Raw genomic sequence first — 18416 nt, 5'->3', positions numbered from 1 at the left:
TGCGAAGAATCTACGCGATGGTCTGGTCGCAACCTAGACCCGCGTTGTCCGGTAGAATTGCGGATTTCTTTTGAATCCGTTCGGTAAGGTACGCCACCAAGATCGGCCGCGCATGGCATCACCACCATTAGTACATTTGGATGCGATTGGATCCTAGAACGATCGTTCCGGCTCAGTTCCCCTATCGCCATGGATATCAAAGAGATTATGGCCCTCAGCCTGCGTCGGAAACGCCACGATCTACAAATGACGGAGGAGGAACTGGCCGAGCGCGCGGGTTTAAGCGCCCGTTACGTCGGCGTAATCGAACGCGGCGATGTATCAGCAAGCGTCATGGTGCTCGGGCAAATTGCTGAAGCATTGGGAGTCGAACCCGGGGACCTGCTCAAAAAGGCACGCCGCTTAGCAAATCGTAAGCCGCCTGAAGCCTGCCGCGAAGGGCCCCGCCCGGCGTACCGGACGGGGCTTGGTCAGGCGCTCTCACTCACTCTTGCGAGGCCGGGACCAGAGCAGCGTGTAGCCTTCGCCGCTTTCGTCATCGAACAGGTTCGCGTAGATCGGCGCGTTGAAGGAGGGATCGTCGAGCTTGAGCGAAAGGTAGTCGCGGCCTTCCTCGGAGCGCTTCGACCAGGCTGCCCCGATCTCGGCTCGGCCCACATAGACGCGGTGGCTCGGCGCATTGTCGTTTGAGCGGTTGGCGTCGGTGACGATGCGGACGCCCTTGGCCTGCAAGCTCAGGGTGATAATCTCGCCCTGGAAATCGTTGCCGACCTTCTTGAAAGAACCGATGTTAGCCATGTCACTTCTCCTGTTGGGTTTCGAGCCCGCGACCACCGCGGCCTCGATGGCGACCTGAAGGCCGGGGACGATCGGCGACGCACCTCGCTTTGAGGGCCGTAGCGCAGCGGAGGACGCCTTGGTTGAGACTTTCTTGTCTCGCGAGGAATGGGCGCAAGCCCAGGGGAAGAAAGTCTCAATCCACGGCGTTGCGGCTCAGACGATCGAGGCGAAGCCGGTCTCGGCCAGACCGAGCCATCAACGAGGCCACGTGAGTCCGCGTGCTGAACCGCAATGCAGAGATGACGTTGCGTATCCCGGTTCTCCTGAACAAGAGGTCGCAATGATTGGGCGTAGAAAGAGAAGAAATCGGCTGCAAAGGGCGGTGTCGTCTCTAAACAACTAATCAAGGAGCCGTCGGCCGCCCCAATGGGTGCCCGATGATGCGGATGGCCTTGTTGAATACGAACGGGAAGTGCGGCAACTATCTCTCGCACAAGCTCGGCGATCGCCCTGTCGACGGGCCGATCTATGCGAGCCCTACCGGTGACGAAGGGCATAACCGGCTATCGTTTGTGCCAGCCCGTTGCAGGAGCTGGTTGCGACGGCTTGGCAGCCTGCCCATTTGGCTCGAGCGGGCAGGTTTCCGCCAATACATTCAAGCGCACCCACGCCGTGCAGCATGCGCAAACTGCACCCATGCAGGCAAAGACCTGACGCCAGGCTGGCGATGCCATGCCGATATGAGACAATGCCAGCGCTACCTGATAGCCGGCGACCCCAGCTGGGATAGAGAATGCCGCCGCGACGAGGATGCGCGATATGACGGATCGGCTGGCGGCAAGGGTAAACTGGCCAACCACAAGCATGAGCGCTCCGCTTCCGATCCCCACAAGAAGCGCGCCAAGGAGGCCGGCACCGCCGTGGAATGCGATCATCCCAACATTCAACGCGACGAAAAACGGCAAAGCATGGACCGCCAGAGCGAAAATCGCCCAGCAGAGCATGCCGATGCCAAGCGTATCGAGAACAAGCCCAAGCGCGAGCATGGTGGTGGCTCCATCCATAGGTTCATGGGTTGCGCCTTCCACCACCACCACGGCGCACACGAGATGTTGGACGCAAACGAGGCGGAGTTGCGGCAGGCACAACTCCGTCTCATGCTTCAGGCGTCATTAGGACGGCGCTCGCGAGGCACCGAACTTCCAGACGGGAATGCCGAGGCGCTTTGCCTTGTCGGCGAGATTGTCCTGGATACCCGTGCCCGGAAAGTGCATCACCCCGATCGGGAGGAGCTCCAGCATGGCATCGTTACGCTTGAACGGTGCCGCCTTGGCGTGCTTGGTCCAGTCGGGCTTGAAGGCGATCTGAGGCACCTTGCGATTGGTCGCCCATTTCGAAGCGATCAGTTCGGCGCCTTTCGGCGAGCCGCCATGAACCAGGACCATGTCGGGATGCTTGGCGCAGACCTTGTCGAGGCGATCCCAGATCAGATGGTGATCATTGAAGTCAAGCCCGCCGGTGAGTGCGATTTTTGGTCCGGGTGGTAACAGGACCTCGGTTTCTGCGCGACGCTTGGCTGCAATGAAGTCGCGGGAGTCGATCATGGCTGCGGTGAGGGTGCGATGGTTCACCAGGGATCCCGATCTGGGTCGCCAGGATGAGCCCGTATGTATCTCGAAACGCTCGATCGCCTGATCGCGGAAGAGCTCAAGGCAATGGCGCCGTTCGATCAGGGTGATGCCTTCCGCCACGAGGCGCTCGAGTTCGACCGATCGGACCTCCGAGCCGTTCTGCTCGCGCGAGCTCTTCTGCTGCGCCTGTTCGTTGTCATCGAGTTGGCGCCCAATGCGGTCTACTGCACGATGGAACAGATTGACGGTCGACCAGAGGAGATCGCCAAGGTCCGGCTCGAGTCGCGTGTCGCTCAAGGTCGCAACGAGGGCATCGAAGATGTCGGCCACGGCGCCGGTGATGAGCTTGCCCTCGGGAAGCGGCCGCGGATCGGGCTCATCGTCGAAGGGGCGATAGCCGAAAAGCTGGAGTTCAGTGAGAAAGTGATTGATCGGAGATGCAGTGGATTGCGGTTCGCTGTCGTGATGGTCGGTCATGTCTGGGATCCTTTGCCGGAACGGCCGCGCCCATCGCGGCCTTCGTGGCGATCACTCAGACGGCAGGCGGAACGGGCCAGAACCCGAAAGGGCCGGAGCGACAGCGGAGGATGGCGAAGGCCGGCTATTTTGCTTCGCGATGCAAAGCGCGCAGCTCCACATGTATATTGTGTCTCTCATCGCCGGCGCGGCGGAAAATAGCCGGGCGCAGCCATTGCCGGCCCGGTTCGCTTGCCGTCCAATCGCCCTCTAGAAGGGCCGTGGTCGCGTCCTCTTTTCCGGACTGGATTCGCAGCAGCCGGCCTAGTGGGACTGATCGAAGTACCAGGGCTATCGTGCGGGCACGTTCGAGCAGTGCAGGAAGCGGACGACGTCCTCTGGGACGAGTTGAAGATGTAAGACCGCCTGCAGGGCCTCAAGGCCGAAAACGTGAAGATCTTCGTTGAAATCGCCCAGCCGCGGCGACAACGCAATCGCTTCAACGCCGGCGGCTTCCGCTCGCTGGGTGAGCGTAGCCTGCACGGCATCTCCGGCGGCATCGGCGTCACGTGCGATATAGAGCCGACGCAGACCAGACGGTAGCATCATGGCTGAGAGGTGATTGGCCGAGAGCGCCGCTGCCATAGGCATAGTCGGCAGCACACAGCGCAATGAAAGCATGGTCTCGATCCCCTCACCGGCGGCGAGCACGTCGTCCACCGCGCCGAAGCGAACGGCGTTGCCAAGGAGGTCGCCCATGGCCCGTCGTGGCGTGTCGATGGGAGCCTTGCCGAGACGAATGCGATCAAAGCCGTCTGGATCGAGCCAGGTTCGGTGCGCCCCGGTGATCCGCCCCTCAAGGTTCGTGACGCGGGCGATCATCGCCGGCCAGGTTTCGGTCGGCGAATGCTCATCCGGCCGACAGTAGCAACGAGGGTGGAAGCGCAGGCTGCCACCATGGTGGGCAACAGCAATTCCGCGACGCTGCAAATATTTTTCGACTACCGTCCCCTCGATCGGGCTGGATATCGCAAAGAGCCGGCGGGCGGCTTCCTGCGACCCAGCCGGCGCCATCGAACGACCGAGGTTCGAGACCGGCTGCGGATCAGGACGAGGAAGCTTCAGAAACCGCCTCGCTTCCTCGGCGACCTCGCTGAAGTCTCGCAACCCCCGGCATTCGCGGATGATGTCGAGAAGGTCACCATGCTCGCCGGTCGCAGCGTCGGTCCACTTGCCGGCGGGGCCCTTAGGTGATTCCTGGAGCCGCACGAACATCGAGCGGCCGGGCGTGTTGTGGACGTCGCCGACCACCCAGTACCGCCCCGCCCGCTTGCCATTGGATAGATAGTATCGGCACACTGCCTCGGCCTCGCGCGCGAGGCGGCGTGCCAGTTCGGAAGGCGCGGGGGACATCACGCGGCCTCCCGCTCACTGACGCGCGCGACCGGGTAGGTGTCGAGCACCTTTGTCAGGATCCCGACGCCGCTTGCGTCCGTGGGCACGAACATCCGCAGCTTCCAGGATATGATTTCACCAAAGAGGCCGTAAGCGCGGAGGCGATCGCGCATCGTGTCGTCGAATCCCCACAGCTCGATGCGATTCGCGCCCATGACACGGACGCGGCGAAGCTGGAGCCCCTCTGCGAGGTCGAGGACGGTACGTCCCTCCATCACCGCAGCAAAGGCAGCATCCGGCGTTACCGTGGGCGCGTCCTCCGAGACGACGTTTGCGACCCACGCGGCTGAAACCTTGCGGCCGATGATGCGTTCGCCCGCATCGGTCTGGAGCCGATAGACGCGGGTCGATTCGTTCGGCAATCGTTTCCAGATGGGTAACAGCAAGCCGGCCACGACGTGGATCGTACTTTCCGTGAACTCAGGTACCTCGGCAAGCTCCGCCAGCCAGGCCGCGGCAAAACGTTCGCGATCCGCTTCAACCCAATGGCTCTCCGCCATCATGTTCAAGGGGACCTGGTGCTGCTCCATAGGCCGGATCAGGCGGACGCGGCGCTCGATCTCGCCATCCTCGAGCATGATGCTCGGGGCCGGAACCTGCACGGCGGCCCGGCCCGAGCGCTCGTTGATCAGCAGGACAGCATGATTGGAAAGGCGGGCAAGGGCGTTGTCCAAACCAACAGGATGGTTACGCTGGCGCTGGACGATGGTGAGCAGCCGCGTCTCGGCGCCTGTGCGCGGATGGACATAGATCATCCTCCGGCCGCTGACGACAAAGCTTTCGGCACGGAGCGTTTCCAGCCCGAGGTCATAGGTGCCGGACGCAACAGCGCCCTCGATCCGGGCGGTCAAGAGCTGCTCGAAGGCAGTGAACAGGATATTCTGCAGGACGATGGTGAGCGCTAACAACCTGTTCAGAAAGGTCGTGATCGGCGGCAGGTCATCCCTGAGCCCATTGGCATCCGTCAGCTTCAGGCCGGTCGCAGCCTCGAACTTCTCAAGCGAACATCCGTCGACCTTGCCTCGCGCTAGCAACGTGTAGAGTTGACGCAATGCGTCACGCCCGTACTGGCTTTCGAGATTGTCCTCGGGCCGGAACAGCCCTTGCCCTCCGGTCTGGCGCTGGCCGCGCGTGATGGCTCCCAATGTGTCGAGCCGGCGGGCGATGGTGCTGAGGAAACGCTTTTCGGCCTTCACGTCGGTCGCGATGGGACGAAACAGCGGCGGTTGCGCCTGATTGGTCCGGTTTGTCCGGCCGAGCCCCTGTATCGCAGCATCCGCCTTCCAGCCGGGCTCGAGCAGATAGTGGACCCGCAAGCGGCGATTTCGCGCCGACAACTCGGCATGGTAACTCCTCCCGGTGCCTCCCGCGTCGGAGAACACGAGGATGCGCTTGACGTCGTCCATGAAGGCCGAGGTTTCAGCGAGATTGGCCGAACCGGCGCGGTTTTCGACCACCAACCGGTCGCCCTTACGAATGATACGGCGCGAGCGGCCGGTCACTTCGGCGACCATGTCGGTGCCGAAGCGCTGCACGATCTGATCCAGCGCGCCAGGTACCGGAGGCAGCGAGGCGAGTTTCTCGATGAGGCGGCCGCGTCGTGCGACGGCTTCCCGGCTCTCGACCGGCTGGCCATCGCGATAGACAGGCCGAGAGCAGAGGTTACCTTCCGAGTCTGTAAAGGGCTCGTAGAGCTGGACCGGGAAGGAATGGGCGAGATAGTCGAGCACATATTCGCGCGGGGTGATGTCGACCTGGACGTCGCCCCAATCCTCGGTCGGGATCTCGGCGAGCCGGCGCTCCATCAGCGCTTCGCCAGTTGAAACAATCTGGATGACGGCGGCATGGCCGGCGTCGAGATCGCGGTCGATCGATCGGATGAGCGACGGCGTCTTCATCGAGGTCAGCAGATGACCGAAGAAGCGCTGTTTGGCGCTCTCGAAGGCGGACCGGGCCGCGGACTTCGCCTGCCCGTTCAGCGTTCCGGTTTCGCCGGTGATGTTGGCGGCCCGCATCGCCGCGTCGAGGTTGTTATGGATGATGCTGAACGCATCTGCATAGGCGTCGTAGATGCGAACCTGCTCCGGCGTAATCTGGTGTTCAACGAGCTCGTACTCGACGCCCTCATAGGACAATGAGCGGGCGGCGTAGAGTCCGAGCGCCTTGAGGTCGCGCGCCAGCACCTCCATCGCCGCGACCCCACCCTGCTCGATTGCCTCGACGAATTCGGCACGTGTGGCGAATGGAAAGTCGGCACCGCCCCAAAGGCCGAGGCGTTGGGCATAAGCGAGGTTGTGGACGGTGGTGGCGCCCGTCGCCGACACATAGACCACGCGAGCATTGGGCAAAGCGTGCTGGAGCCTCAGGCCTGCGCGCCCCTGCTGAGAGGCCGCCTGGTCGCCGCGCTCGCCCTCGCCCCCGACCGCATTCTGCATGGCATGGCTCTCGTCGAATACGATCACTCCGTCGAAGTCGGAGCCCAACCATTCAACGATCTGCCTGACACGCGAAAGCTTCTCGCCACGCTCGTCGGTGCGTAGCGTGGCATAGGTGGCAAAAAGGATGCCTTCCGAAAGCCGAATCGGCGTGCCCTGGCGAAACCGAGACAGGGGCGTGACGAGCAGTCGCTCCATGCCGAGTGCGGACCAGTCGCGCTGGGCATCTTCGATCAGCTTGTCGGATTTGCTAATCCAGACGGCCCGGCGGCGGCCCTTGAGCCAATTGTCGAGCAGGATCCCAGCGACCTGCCGTCCCTTGCCCGCACCGGTGCCATCGCCCAAGAACCAGCCGCGGCGAAAGCGGACGGCAGTCTCTGCGTCGTCGTGCGCGGCGGCCACAACATCAAAGGTCGCATCGACCGTCCAGGAGCCCGCGAGAAACTCGGAATGCGCCTCGCCGGCATAGATGATGCTCTCGATCTGTGCGTCTGACAGAACCCCATCTGGCACCAGGGTCGAATGCAGGTGCGGACGGTAAGACGGCTTCGGCGGCGCAACGGACGCCATCGCCGCCGACTGCACGAGCTTGGTCGGATGTGCACACGATCCGGGAATACGGATCGACTGCAATCCGAACTCCTCATAGAGCGCATCGGTGAGGCGGGCGCTTTCCGGCGGCGACCATTCGACGATCTTGTACGCAAGCTGCACACCTTCTGGCGCGCTCCCCGAAGTGGATGAGGGGCTGGGTGCAATGGCGCCGGCCGATCGGGAGATTGCAGGGCGCCTAATGACGTCGGCTACGACCGGCGCAGTGACGGGCAACCTCGGGGGCGCATGCTGGGTGACCCACTCGAGCAAGGCGGGGACATCGCCGGCCATGCCTTGCGAGGTGGGAAATGCCTTCGGATCGGCAGCGGGTAACTTGTCGATGACGAGCAGCCTCGTGTCCGTCTGAGTGCCGTGCTTGGCGTAGACGGCGCCGTCGATCGCGGCAGAAAACACGACCCGTCCGCGCTCCTGGAGGCGAACAAAGGCCTCTAGCCACGCCGGGTTATCCGGCGCAAGGCCCGCGCCAGCGATGGCGACGAGGCGTCCGCCATCGCGAAGACGCGCGAGCGCCGAAGCGATGTGCCGGAAGGCGGCGTCCGCCATTCGTCGATCGACATTCGCCACCGCGGAGAACGGCGGGTTCATCAGAACGACGCTCGGCACAACGCTCGCGTCGAGGTGATCATCGATCTGAGCAGCATCGAACCGCGTGACGTTAACATCCGCGAATAGATGCTCGAGCAATCCCGCCCGGCTCTCGGCCAACTCGTTCAACACCAAGTCGCCGCCGGCGAGCTCGGCAAAGATGGCGAGCAAACCGGTCCCGGCAGAGGGCTCCAGAACGCGATCGGCGGATGTAATGGCGGCTGCGGTGCATGCAACCAGCCCAAGCGGGATCGGCGTCGAGAATTGCTGAAGCGCCTGACTGTCCTCGGAACGCCGCGTGTGGGTCGGCAGACGGTTCGCGACTTTCGCCAGCATCGGCAGCATGGCGGCCGTCGAGCCAGCCCTGGCCCGTATGGCCGGTCCGAACTTACGAAGGAACAGAACGGTTGCCGCCTCGCAGACGTCATAGGCGGTCTTCCAGTTCCAGGCGCCGGCCGCGTCGGAGGCGCCGAACGCAGCCTCCATGGCGCTACGCAGAACAGCGGCATCGATGCCCCTACCGCGTTCGAACTCGGTCAGGAGCTGTCGCGCTGCCCTGACGGCGGCGGAGGTGAAAGTTGCAGCGGCGCGCAACGAAAGCGGCGCGGCGGCAGCGCCGCCGACGAGAGATTCGGTCATGGCAGGAATTCTTTCGGAGAGCAGGAAGGGGTCGAACCGCCAGGCGCTCTCCTCTGACCTGGACGGCTCAAACCCTTCCCGGCCCGCTCTCCCTCTCAGACCTCGGGCATAAAAATAGGGACCGGCGCCGCACGCCGGTCCCCCGCGCTACTGCGGGACGGCCGTGCCATCCCGCTCCTTAATTTCATTCAGCCGCGTCGAGCTGTGCGGATCATCGTCGCTGGCGTTTTCCTGATCCTCATCGTCGGCGAGGAATTCGGGCAGCCGGCCCGCTTCGCCCTCCTGCCCCACTGGCGCTGCATCGGGATCGACGAGACGCAGCGGCTCCGGCAACCAGCCTGAGCCATCCAGAAGGCGCTCGGCCTCCTTGGCCATGTCGGCCTTCTTAAGATGGTCGATCAGTTGAGCCGACGACTCGCCCTTAGCCTCCCGTACGGCCTCCAGAATGCGCGGCTTGGTGACCCGGCCGAGATAGTTGTCGACGGAGGGCTTCCACCCTGCCTGCACCATGTCTAGCCCGACCGCCCGCGCCAGCACATCAGCGCGGTCGAGACGCGTGCGGACGCCGTGTGCTGAGACGCGAGCCTGATTGTAGCGATTGGCCGGCTCATAGACGGCATTGACCGCAAAAGATGCACAGTGGGCGAACAGCGATGCTTGTGCACCACCATCGAGAGCCGTTAGCGCATCCCAAAGATCGTTCTCCCTCTTCGGCAACCGCGCCTTCCAGGCCTCGTGCCGCGCCTCGACAGCCTTGGCGGAGGCGCTTTCCCTCAGCCCCGGAGCTTGGGCAGGAAAGTTCGGCGTGCGAAGGCCGATCTCTAGACAGCTTCCGGATGACGCGAACCGGTAAAAGGCCGTCAGCACGAAGTTGTGCAGCACCGCCTGGAACGCGATCGCAGGATTTTCTGCCAGCGCGTCGCGCAATGCCAACGTGCGATGCGCCGTCAGCTCGGTGATCAACCGATCCGGCAGAGGCCTGGCCGCGTCGTCATCTTGTTCTTCGGCATAAGGCGCACTACCCGCGACTGCGATGACCGTGCGCTGGACTGAAGTGCTGGGCTCCTTCCCTTCGTTCGACGACGGATCGGCGGCCTGCGCGATATCAGGATCGGTTGCCGGCACTTCGTCCTCAGGCCGGACGTAACCACGATACACGCAGAGCCGTCCTTCGGAATCGATGCTGATGAAGACACCAGCCCGGGCGATCTCCGCCGGATCGTAAAGCATCGGCCGGTTCTCGAACGCCGCCAGCGCCGACTCGATTTCGCCGAGGCGCTGATCGACTTCTTCGGGCAATTCGTCGGCATCCTGGTATTCGGTTTCAAGCTTGGCTTGCTCGGTGTTCAGGGCATCGATGGTGGCCCGCTCCCCAGGCGAGAGATCGACAGATTTTCCTTCGATTTTCCGGAGGCCTTGTGTGTGACCGTAGGAGAACTCTACGGCGACTGAGATCCACTTCCAGCCCTCGGCAGCAATCGTCTCAGCTTCGGCTTTGAGTTTTTCGATCACGAGGCGGTCGAGCAACACGATATCCTGAAGCCAACCGCCGTCGTCGTGCTCGAACAGATCCCGCAGAACGCCGCCACCCGCCTGCTGATAGGCGTCGAGGCCCACGAATTGCGCCCGGCGATCGGACCCGCGCACTGTGTTCTCGGTGAGCATGCGGCGGATCTGGTATGGCTCGTCATAACCGGAACGGCTGAGGTTCTCCCAGACTTGCTCCTGGCGGGCGTGATCCGCAGTAACTGAGAACGCCATGAGCTGCTCGAGCGTCATGCCGTCTTCGGCATAGACGTCATGCAACTTCGGCGAGACCGACGCCAGGCGCAGGCGCTGCTTGACGATCGCAGGGTTCACGAAATGGCGCGCGGCAATGTCTTCCTCACTCATGCCGAGATCGCGGAGCGTCTGGAAGGCCCGAAACTGATCAAGCGGATGCAGGCCGACCCGCTCATCGTTCTCCGCCATCGAATCGTCCTCGGCAAGGCCCCCTTCGCGAACGACGCACGGCACCGCCTGCGTCCTCGACATCCGCTTTTGTTTCACCAGGAGCTCGAGAGCGCGATAGCGCCTGCCTCCCGCTGGTACCTCGAACATGCCGGTCTCGTTGCCATCAGGATCAACGACGGCCCGGACACTTAGACTTTGCAGAAGCGTACGCTGCGCGATGCTCTCGGCTAGCTGCTCGATCGAAACGCCGGCCTTGACGCGGCGAACGTTCGATTGGCTGAGCACGAGCTTGTTGAAGGGGATGTCCCTTGAAGGCGACAGCGTGATCTTTTGTACGGCTTTCGTCATTTTGGCTCTCCACGACGGGCGGCCGTGAGACTCTCTCTCGGCTTCCAACCCGTCGCGAATAGCGCCCCCTCCTCTCACTCTTGCGCGGCGACAGGAGGCCAAGCATCAAGCCGTCTCGTGATCGGCAACAGCCGAATCCAGCGACGCGTGCTCAATGGGCTCGGGAATGAAGCCGAGCAAATAGTCCGCGGCCTTGCTCGCCTGTGAGGCGGCACGCACGATAGCCCGATTGTCTTCGCGCAGGACTTCGAGCCAGGAGCCAATATAGTCGGCATGGCGCACGGTCGGGACGATCCCGAGCGACGCGCAGCTGAACGCGGAGCTCAACTCGGCGACCAGTTCTTCGAAGGCATATTTCTTGGTGCCATAGGATCCGCTAAGATCGCGGTTGAGGCGCGAGCGATGTCCGGTCGCGTGGCCGAGTTCATGCAGCGCGGTGCGGTGCCAATTGATCGGCTCGAAATAGGCCTGCGGCGGCGGGACCTGCACGAAGTCTTCGGCCGGCGCGTAGAATGCGCGATCGCCACCAATCCGAAATGTGATCCCGGTGGCCTTGATCAAAGTTTCCACGGTAGGCTCGATCAGACCTGGCGGCGGTGGCGGAGCCGCGGTCGCGATCTCGCCGGGGAGTCCGTCGCATTGGTCCGTGTTGAAAACGGTAAATCGCTTGAGAAATGGAATGGCCTGCGCTTCGTCGCCGGTCTCGGCGGCGCGCTGTTTCTCATCGCGCGGCACGAAACGGTCGGCGTAGACCACCGCGGTGCCACGCTCCCCCTTGCGCACATAGCCTCCAAGCGACAGCGCCCGCCGGAACGTGAGCCAGCTTTGACCGCTGTAACCATGCTCGATCGTGCTTCCCCAGAGCAGAAGGACGTTGATCCCGCTGTAGGACCGATCGGTCGAAGCATTTTTCGGGATGGCCAACGGCGCTTTCGCCGCGGCCGTACCCCACGGCTGAACCCAGGGGACGCGTCCGGCCTCAAGCTCGACAATGATCTTGTCGGTAATTTCGTTATAGAGGTTCGCCCGGTCTTGGCCGGCGCGCGCGCGAACAGTAGGATTTGACATCGCGGTTCTCCGCGACGGGCGCCGCGAGCCACTCTCGCAGCTTCTAACCCGTCACGAAAAACCCAGCCTGCACTCTTACTCTCAGACTCTTCGCAATCTGCCAGGCTGCAGGCCTGATCAGGCGTGCGCCAGGGGCGCATCGCCTTCGAGAGATGGCACCCGCAGGAGCGTGAGCATAGCGACGCCGAAGGCGGCACGCGGGACCGAGTGCATCGACGAGACCGGTTCAATAGCGGCACCAGGGAACGGGGCAGTGATAGCGATCGCCGCAGGCGAGCCCTTTCCCGAGAGCCCCCGGCGAGGAGCTCCAAAGCCTAGCGCGAGATGCTCCGTCAGCTCAACCACACGATGCAGGGCTGCATCGTTTATCCGAAGAAACGCAGGCATGAGCCGGAGCCCCTGCAACTCTCGCATCACTGATGGACTTTAGTCGTTCATTTCGGAAGTCCACCGCAGCTTCCTGCAGTTAAGCAACTGGTTGCTGTGTGCATGGCACGCAATGCGCTCCGTTCGGGCTTGTCTCGCATTCTGCAGGAGCCGCCAACAGCCGGCGCAGCCACTTCTGGTCTGCCTCCCGCCGGGCGTTGAAGCGATCGACGCATTTCCTGGAGCAAAGGGCCGTTCGCCACCAGTAATGGCGGATCAGCCCGAACCTTCCACCACACACCGCACAGCACCCTCGGTTTTCGGAGCTATGAGAGCTATTCTGCATTTTCGCCTCCTTTGGCGGACGCTCGTGCGGCAACATCGTGCCCGCACGTAAAGAGCGGCACCGTTTCTGCTAAATGTGGCTGCATTTTCGGGCACCGGGCGCACGAGCTCGGCTCTTTGTGCGCCCTCGTGGCGAAGCGATACGCTCGATCGCGTTGCGTCGCCCGATTAATCGGCGACTGTAGCCAGGTTTTGATCTCGAATGATGCAATGAGCAGCGCTGGAGAGACAAAATCCTGCGCAGACGCATACAATGCCTCCGTTTTTCGCCGGATACCTCCTCGGGGTAGCAGCATCCCACTGTACCCGCGAGTCCAGTTCCGGCGCGGTCGACTCAGGAGGGGCGACGTGTGATGGCCCTATTGACGTTCGCGATCCGCTCCCATCCCGACCATAGTCACGAAGGTGTGCGGCTGCTCTCCGGCACCGCCAATCTGCAGCCGTCGCGCACAGATCCCACGCCGTCCGCGAACGGGGCTGTCGATAGTATCGACAATGGGTTCGAACTGCTGCTTCTGGGCAAGCAACTGCCGGTCGCGCCGTTCGATCAAGTCGGCCGCCTCCGGGGAGAACAATTCGCGTGCGGTCCTGCCGACGATTTCGGCCCGCGACATGCCGATCATCTTCTCCGCAGCCTTGTTGACGAAGAGGTAACGCAAGGTGCGCGCGTCCTTGGCGATGATGCCTTCGTGAACGTTCTCGACAATGGTGGCCAGCAGACGCTCAGTCCTCTCCAACATCCGCTGGCCATGTCGCAGGTCGGTGACGTCCTCATGCACGGACACCCACCCGCCGCCATCCATCGGACGCTCGTAGATATTGATGGTGCGGCCGTCATTTAGCGCGATCTCGTAGGCGGTCGGCTCGCGCCGGGCGATTCGATCGAGAATCGCCGCGAGATGTTTCGCGATGTCGTCGCTGAAGAGCTCGCTCTTGATACGATGCTGCAGGATTTTCTCCAGCGTAGAGCCAGCCCTGATCGTCTCTGGCAGATTGTAGATCCGCCGATAGTTATTGTTCATCGCGACGACATTGGCCCTGCCGTCAAGCATGATGAGGCCTTGCGGCATGCTGTTGATCGCCGCCGATAACTGCCACTTCTTGGCCTGGTACTTGTCGTTGAACTGGTCGCGCCGGGTTATAGCGGCGTCGCGTTGCTGCGCCGTGTTGAACTCGAGCTGCTCCAGCTCGAGAGTCTTTTTTGCATGGCATCACGGAAGTGCTGCATGTTGCGGGCCAGATGCCCGATCTCGTCGTGCCGCATCAGATGCGGCACCTCGCTCTTGATGTCTCCTGCGGCGATCCGGTCGGTTGCTTGCGCGATATCGGAGAGCCGCCCGACCACGGAGTCGCGCATGACGAGGACGTTGATCGCGGCAAGGACCAGCGCTGCGAGTCCAAGCATGAACAGGTACCAGGCCGCATAGCGGTTCTCGTCAGCAAGCTGGTCGGCTTCGCGGGCTCGCTTATCGTAGGATCGCTGCAGTGCCTCGAGGTCAGCATTGAGCTTGCTGCGCACGGTGCGATTGGCCTCGTTATCGCCCCATTCACGAGCCGCGGCCGGACTGATCTCGAGCTCCCGCCGCACCAGTTCTTGCCGAAAGTCGATGAACTGCATCACTTGCTGTTTGAACGCCTCGAATTGCTCGAGATCGTCGGGATGCACAGTCTGCTCCCAGCGCTTCATCACGGCCGTGACCTCGCTGCTGCGCTTAACTAGCTCGCCTGCGAATTGCTTCACTTTCGCCGGTTCGGTGGACATGTAGATCCCGCGCGACTCCATCACGATCGCGCAGATCAGGGCGTTGACGCGCCCGATATTGACGGCAGCCGACGCCGAATCGATCTGCATGTGCCGATAGTTCGTCTGCAGGCGCACGCATTGGACCGACATCACCAACAGAAACATTGTGACGATCGTCAAAAATCCGGCGATGGAATAGACTTTGTCGGCCACGCTCAGGCCACCGGAGCCGCGCACAAAGCGGACAAACCTTTGCAGCGTCGTGGTCGCGGTCTGCGCCCCAAAGCCCACCGTCACTGCGTTCATGATGCACCTATCCGGTCTAGAATGGCAGAAAATTGGTCCCGCAGGGCTAGCGGAGACTTCACGGCCTCGCCTCGGTTTATCTTTCGAAGGTCCCACGCGCCAGAGCATCTCTTCGCGAAACGCTCTGAGGAGGCTGCGCTGCGGCTGCACCGGTTGATATGTCGCCCCCGCGATCAAAGTCTAAGGGCAGCCGGCGTAGGCAGGGATGATGGCCTGAACGCACAAGGCACTCCAACGGCGCGCGATAACGGCCGCTGGTCCGCTTGCAAGTGGCCGGCCTGCTGAGGCGCGCAAGTGGGCGACGTCACCTGAAAGAGCAGCCGCGATGGCGCGGGACGGCTACGACTGAGAGATAAGGTGGTGAACTATCAGACAATCGCGCTGCACGCACACAGATGACAGAATGCAAAATCTGCGACGCGCTCGGCCTTCTATTTCATTCTTCGGGACTTGGCCTTGAGGTGCCTTGGGGCCCCAAACCTACCAGGCGTGCGCCAAGGGCGCATCGCCTCAAGGCAAAATGGCACCCGGAGAGCGTGAGCATAGCGACCCGAAGGGGCACGCGGGTCCGAGTGCAGCGACGAGACCGGTTCAATAGCGGCACCCAGGAACGGGGCAGTGATAGCGATCGCCGAGAGGCGAGCCCCTTTCCCGAGTGCCCCCGGCGGGGAGCTCCGCATCTCCTAGCGCGAGGGATCGACGCCGCACGGCGGCCGAGACGCAAGGCAGCTCGGTCCACGAGAGCCCGGTGCGGCGGAAGCCGCACGCGCGAATCGGAAAAATCCGCCAGTCCGCGGATCTAGATGTCCTCGCGCGCTTGCGTCTGCGCGTCATAGATCCTGATCTGAAGCATGGGAAAGCGCTTCTTGAGTTCTTCTCCGCCTGCCCTGGCGCCGTCTCTGGTTGCAAATTCGGCCTTGAGTCGGCCATCCACTTCAAGTGCGTAACCAGAGGCCGGCAGTTTACGGGTTGCTGCAAACATTTCATTCCCATTGTGCAGTGAGGTGGTCGGGAATGATGGGTAACGTGAGTCGCCCAAACGACGCCAGACCCACCTGCCCCGGTGCGCTGATCGGTCGTCGCATCTTGTGGATTGACGTCTCGCAGTGGAGCCCTTCGAGGACGGGCATTTGTATAGCGCGACGATCTGGGTCGGAAGAGCGCGGCGATCAGGATGGCGAGTCAGTGTCGCGGCGCGATGATGATCGCCGCGATGATTGTCGCGCGCAAGAGTTTTGTTTGCTTTGATTGTCGCGGAGCGTCAATCAAGCGAGCGTTTTTTGTGTCGCGTGCTCCGGTGGCCGCCCTGGACCACGCTTTCGCTCGAGGGCAGTCCGCCTGCGATAGCTCTCGACGTTCATCTCGACGATGGTGGCGTGGTGAACAAGGCGATCGATCGCCGCGAGGGTCATAGCTGGGTCCGGAAAGACCTTGTTCCATTCTCCAAAGGGCTGATTGGCGGTGATCAGCAAAGAGCGTCGCTCGTAGCGTGCGCTGATGAGCTCGAACAGCACACTGGTCTCGGCCTGGTCCTTGGTGACATAGGCAAGATCGTCCAAGATGACGAGATCGAAGCGATCGAGGCGGTTGATGGCGCCCTCGAGGTTGAGCTCGCGGCGAGCCACCTGGAGCTTCTGCACGAGATCGGTGGTGCGGGTGAACAGGACGCGCCATCCGTTCTCGATGAGGGCCAAGCCGATTGCTGCCGCCAAGTGGCTCTTGCCTCCACCGGGCGGACCAAACAGCAGCAGATTGGCGCCCTTGCCGAGCCAGCCGTCGCCGGCGGCGAGTGCGGTCATTTGCGCCTTGGAGATCATCGGCACGGCCTCGAAGTCGAAGCTGTCAAAGGTCTTTCCGGTAGGCAGCCGCGCCTCGACGAGATGGCGCTCGATGCGGCGGCGGCCGCGCTCAGCGATCTCGTGCTCGGCAATGGTGGCGAGGAAGCGCGCCGCCGGCCAGCCTTCTATATCGGATTGCTCGGCAAATTGCGGCCACAGCGCCTTGATGGCGGGCAGCCGCAGCTCGTTGAGCAACAGATTGAGGCGCGCGGTGTCGACTACGTTGGTTGTGCTCATGCGGCGCCTCCGATCTCGGCGGTACCGATGAGGCATTCATAGGTGGCGAGCGGTGCGAGGCGTACCACGACGTTCGGCACCTGGGCGGGATCCGGGGCGAAGTGAGTACGTAGCCGGTTGAGGTCGGGCAGCCGGCCGTCGTTCAGGTCAGCCGTGAGCTGATTGGCGAGTTCGGCCTCGCAACCGCGCTCATGGGCGAGTGCGAGGAGATCGACCATGATCCGGCAGGCCTTCTTGTCCGGTAAGCGTTTGCGCAAGACGTCGAAGGCTCGGCGGTAAGCTTCCCGGGGGAACAGCTGGTCGCGGTAGACCAGATTGAGGAGCGCCATCGGCTTGCGCCGCAAGGAATGGATCACGTGCCGATAATCGACGACCTGATCGTGCTTGCCATTGGGATGCGGCCGCCCGCGCGGCAAGGTGAGGAGATGCGTGCCGCCGACAAACACGTCGAGGTGATCGTCATACAGGCGCACCCGCAGCCGATGGCCGATCAAGCGCGACGGCACCGTGTAGAACACCTTGCGCAAGGTGAAGCCGCCGGACGACGTCACGTGGACGATCACCTCTTCATAGTCCGACGTGCGGCGGTCCGGCAGATCCTGAAGTGCGCTACGTTCACTGTCGATCCGCTTGGCGTTGCGGGCATTGCGGCGGCTGGCGATCTCATCGATGAAGCCACGATAGGCAGCTAGATCGTCGAAGTCGGCGGTGCCACGCAGCAACAGCGCGTCGCCGATCGCTCGCTTGAGATGACCATGCGAACTCTCGATCGCCCCGTTCTCGTGGGCGATGCCACGATTGTTGCGGGAAGGCCGCATGCCGTAATGGGCACAGAGGTCTTCGTATCGCCGCGTCAGATCGTCTTTGGCGTCGCGGTCGAGATTGCAAAAGGCGGCCGACAGGCTGTCGGTGCGATGCTCCCGTGGCGCCCCACCGAGTGACCACAAGGCATTCTGCAGGCCTTCGGCCAGAGCGACGAAGCTCTCACCGCCGAGCACGACATGGGCGTGCTCAAACCCGGAATAGGCCAGCCGGAAGTGATAGAGACGATGGTCGAGCGGTACGCCCGCGATCGTGACACCCAATTCGCCCATGTCGGTGAAGTCGGACAGGCCGCGCTGACCGGGTTCGTGGGTCTGGCGGAAGATGACCTCCTGCTCCTCGCCGTGGATCGCCCGCCAGGCCCGGATCCGGCGCTCCAGCGTGCGACGGATGCCGGCGCCGAGCTCGGGATGGCGTCGGAGCAACTCCTCGAAGATCGTGACCGGCCGCACACCGGGGGCGGCCTTCAGCATCGGCGCGATATCTGTCTCAAATACGCGGGCCAAGGGATCTGGCCGGCGACGGCCGCGGGGAGCCTTCTTCTGCGACGGAAGGCGTCGATCCTTCTCGATCCGGTAAGCGGTCGAGGTGCTGAACGAAGCCTTGGCGGCGGCCACGGGTGGGCTATCGGTCTGACGGTACTTCATGTAGAGCCTCATTTGGTGATCGGTAATGTGTCGGCCTGGCACGCGAGTGATTCCTCTTGGCGGAAGAACCACTTGCATAACCAGCCGGCCGCGATCACCAGTCGGCGCGGTCCGCTGTGGATCGCGCCGACGCCGGGCTCGTAACT

The 18416-nt window shown here is 62.8% G+C and carries 12 protein-coding genes and 1 pseudogene; 1 reads left to right on the top strand and 12 read right to left on the bottom strand.

The window, feature by feature from the left end; translation table 11 throughout:
* Positions 1-189 precede the first annotated feature (189 nt).
* A pseudogene (locus AB7008_RS06680) lies at positions 190-399 on the top strand (helix-turn-helix domain-containing protein); the annotation flags it as partial.
* Positions 400-480: 81 nt separating this feature from the next.
* Here the strand turns inward: AB7008_RS06680 and AB7008_RS06675 are convergent.
* The 12 genes from AB7008_RS06675 to istA all read right to left on the bottom strand — a co-directional run bounded on the left by AB7008_RS06675 (position 481) and on the right by istA (position 18312).
* Positions 481-798: a DUF736 domain-containing protein gene (locus AB7008_RS06675; RefSeq protein ID WP_028152647.1), complete on the bottom strand. Its 318-nt coding sequence runs from the start codon at positions 796-798 to the stop codon at positions 481-483.
* 545 nt (positions 799-1343) lie between these two features.
* Complete coding sequence (locus AB7008_RS06670) at positions 1344-1826, bottom strand: hypothetical protein (RefSeq protein ID WP_049803133.1); 483 nt, start codon at positions 1824-1826, stop codon at positions 1344-1346.
* Between the two features lie 126 nt (positions 1827-1952).
* A complete protein-coding gene (locus AB7008_RS06665; protein WP_038936982.1) occupies positions 1953-2888 on the bottom strand; it encodes a DUF2493 domain-containing protein in 936 nt (311 codons plus the stop codon).
* Positions 2889-3218: 330 nt separating this feature from the next.
* Positions 3219-4280, bottom strand: coding sequence for a DUF7146 domain-containing protein (locus AB7008_RS06660; protein WP_038936984.1), 1062 nt, complete (start codon positions 4278-4280; stop codon positions 3219-3221).
* Entirely contained in the window at positions 4280-8596 is a 4317-nt protein-coding gene (locus tag AB7008_RS06655) for a strawberry notch-like NTP hydrolase domain-containing protein (RefSeq protein ID WP_038936985.1), read from the bottom strand. The genes AB7008_RS06660 and AB7008_RS06655 overlap by 1 nt, the downstream gene beginning before the upstream one ends.
* A 147-nt stretch (positions 8597-8743) precedes the next feature.
* A complete protein-coding gene (locus AB7008_RS06650) occupies positions 8744-10897 on the bottom strand; it encodes a ParB/RepB/Spo0J family partition protein (protein ID WP_049801967.1) in 2154 nt (717 codons plus the stop codon).
* Between the two features lie 105 nt (positions 10898-11002).
* A complete protein-coding gene (locus AB7008_RS06645) occupies positions 11003-11965 on the bottom strand; it encodes an ArdC family protein (RefSeq protein WP_038936987.1) in 963 nt (320 codons plus the stop codon).
* A 1070-nt stretch (positions 11966-13035) separates the two neighbouring features.
* Entirely contained in the window at positions 13036-13746 is a 711-nt protein-coding gene (locus AB7008_RS06640) for a PAS-domain containing protein (RefSeq protein ID WP_038936989.1), read from the bottom strand.
* A gap of 68 nt (positions 13747-13814) precedes the next feature.
* Positions 13815-14876 (bottom strand): HAMP domain-containing protein, encoded by a 1062-nt coding sequence (locus AB7008_RS06635; protein ID WP_441258649.1) that lies wholly within the window; start codon positions 14874-14876, stop codon positions 13815-13817.
* A gap of 649 nt (positions 14877-15525) precedes the next feature.
* Positions 15526-15708, bottom strand: a complete 183-nt coding sequence (locus AB7008_RS06630) for a hypothetical protein (RefSeq protein ID WP_038936991.1) — start codon at positions 15706-15708, stop codon at positions 15526-15528.
* 283 nt (positions 15709-15991) lie between these two features.
* A complete protein-coding gene (gene istB / locus AB7008_RS06625) occupies positions 15992-16801 on the bottom strand; it encodes an IS21-like element ISBj11 family helper ATPase IstB (protein WP_014497900.1) in 810 nt (269 codons plus the stop codon).
* A complete protein-coding gene (istA, locus tag AB7008_RS06620) occupies positions 16798-18312 on the bottom strand; it encodes an IS21-like element ISBj11 family transposase (RefSeq protein ID WP_039228609.1) in 1515 nt (504 codons plus the stop codon). The genes istB and istA overlap by 4 nt, the downstream gene beginning before the upstream one ends.
* Positions 18313-18416 lie beyond the last annotated feature (104 nt).

This window comes from Bradyrhizobium sp. 521_C7_N1_3 (assembly GCF_052075975.1).
In the GTDB taxonomy this organism is placed as follows: domain Bacteria; phylum Pseudomonadota; class Alphaproteobacteria; order Rhizobiales; family Xanthobacteraceae; genus Bradyrhizobium; species Bradyrhizobium japonicum.
Note: the sequence above shows the minus strand (reverse complement) of the source record. Positions and strands in the feature narration are given on the sequence as shown.

Coding starts and splice junctions, on each gene's coding strand:
- AB7008_RS06670 (WP_049803133.1), bottom strand. CDS start 1,826: ATGCTCGCGCTTGGGCTTGTTCTCGATACGCTTGGCATCGGCATGCTC.
- AB7008_RS06645 (WP_038936987.1), bottom strand. CDS start 11,965: ATGTCAAATCCTACTGTTCGCGCGCGCGCCGGCCAAGACCGGGCGAAC.
- AB7008_RS06660 (WP_038936984.1), bottom strand. CDS start 4,280: ATGTCCCCCGCGCCTTCCGAACTGGCACGCCGCCTCGCGCGCGAGGCC.
- AB7008_RS06675 (WP_028152647.1), bottom strand. CDS start 798: ATGGCTAACATCGGTTCTTTCAAGAAGGTCGGCAACGATTTCCAGGGC.
- AB7008_RS06650 (WP_049801967.1), bottom strand. CDS start 10,897: ATGACGAAAGCCGTACAAAAGATCACGCTGTCGCCTTCAAGGGACATC.
- istB (WP_014497900.1), bottom strand. CDS start 16,801: ATGAGCACAACCAACGTAGTCGACACCGCGCGCCTCAATCTGTTGCTC.
- AB7008_RS06655 (WP_038936985.1), bottom strand. CDS start 8,596: ATGACCGAATCTCTCGTCGGCGGCGCTGCCGCCGCGCCGCTTTCGTTG.
- AB7008_RS06640 (WP_038936989.1), bottom strand. CDS start 13,746: ATGCCGCAAGGCCTCATCATGCTTGACGGCAGGGCCAATGTCGTCGCG.
- AB7008_RS06630 (WP_038936991.1), bottom strand. CDS start 15,708: ATGTTTGCAGCAACCCGTAAACTGCCGGCCTCTGGTTACGCACTTGAA.
- AB7008_RS06665 (WP_038936982.1), bottom strand. CDS start 2,888: ATGACCGACCATCACGACAGCGAACCGCAATCCACTGCATCTCCGATC.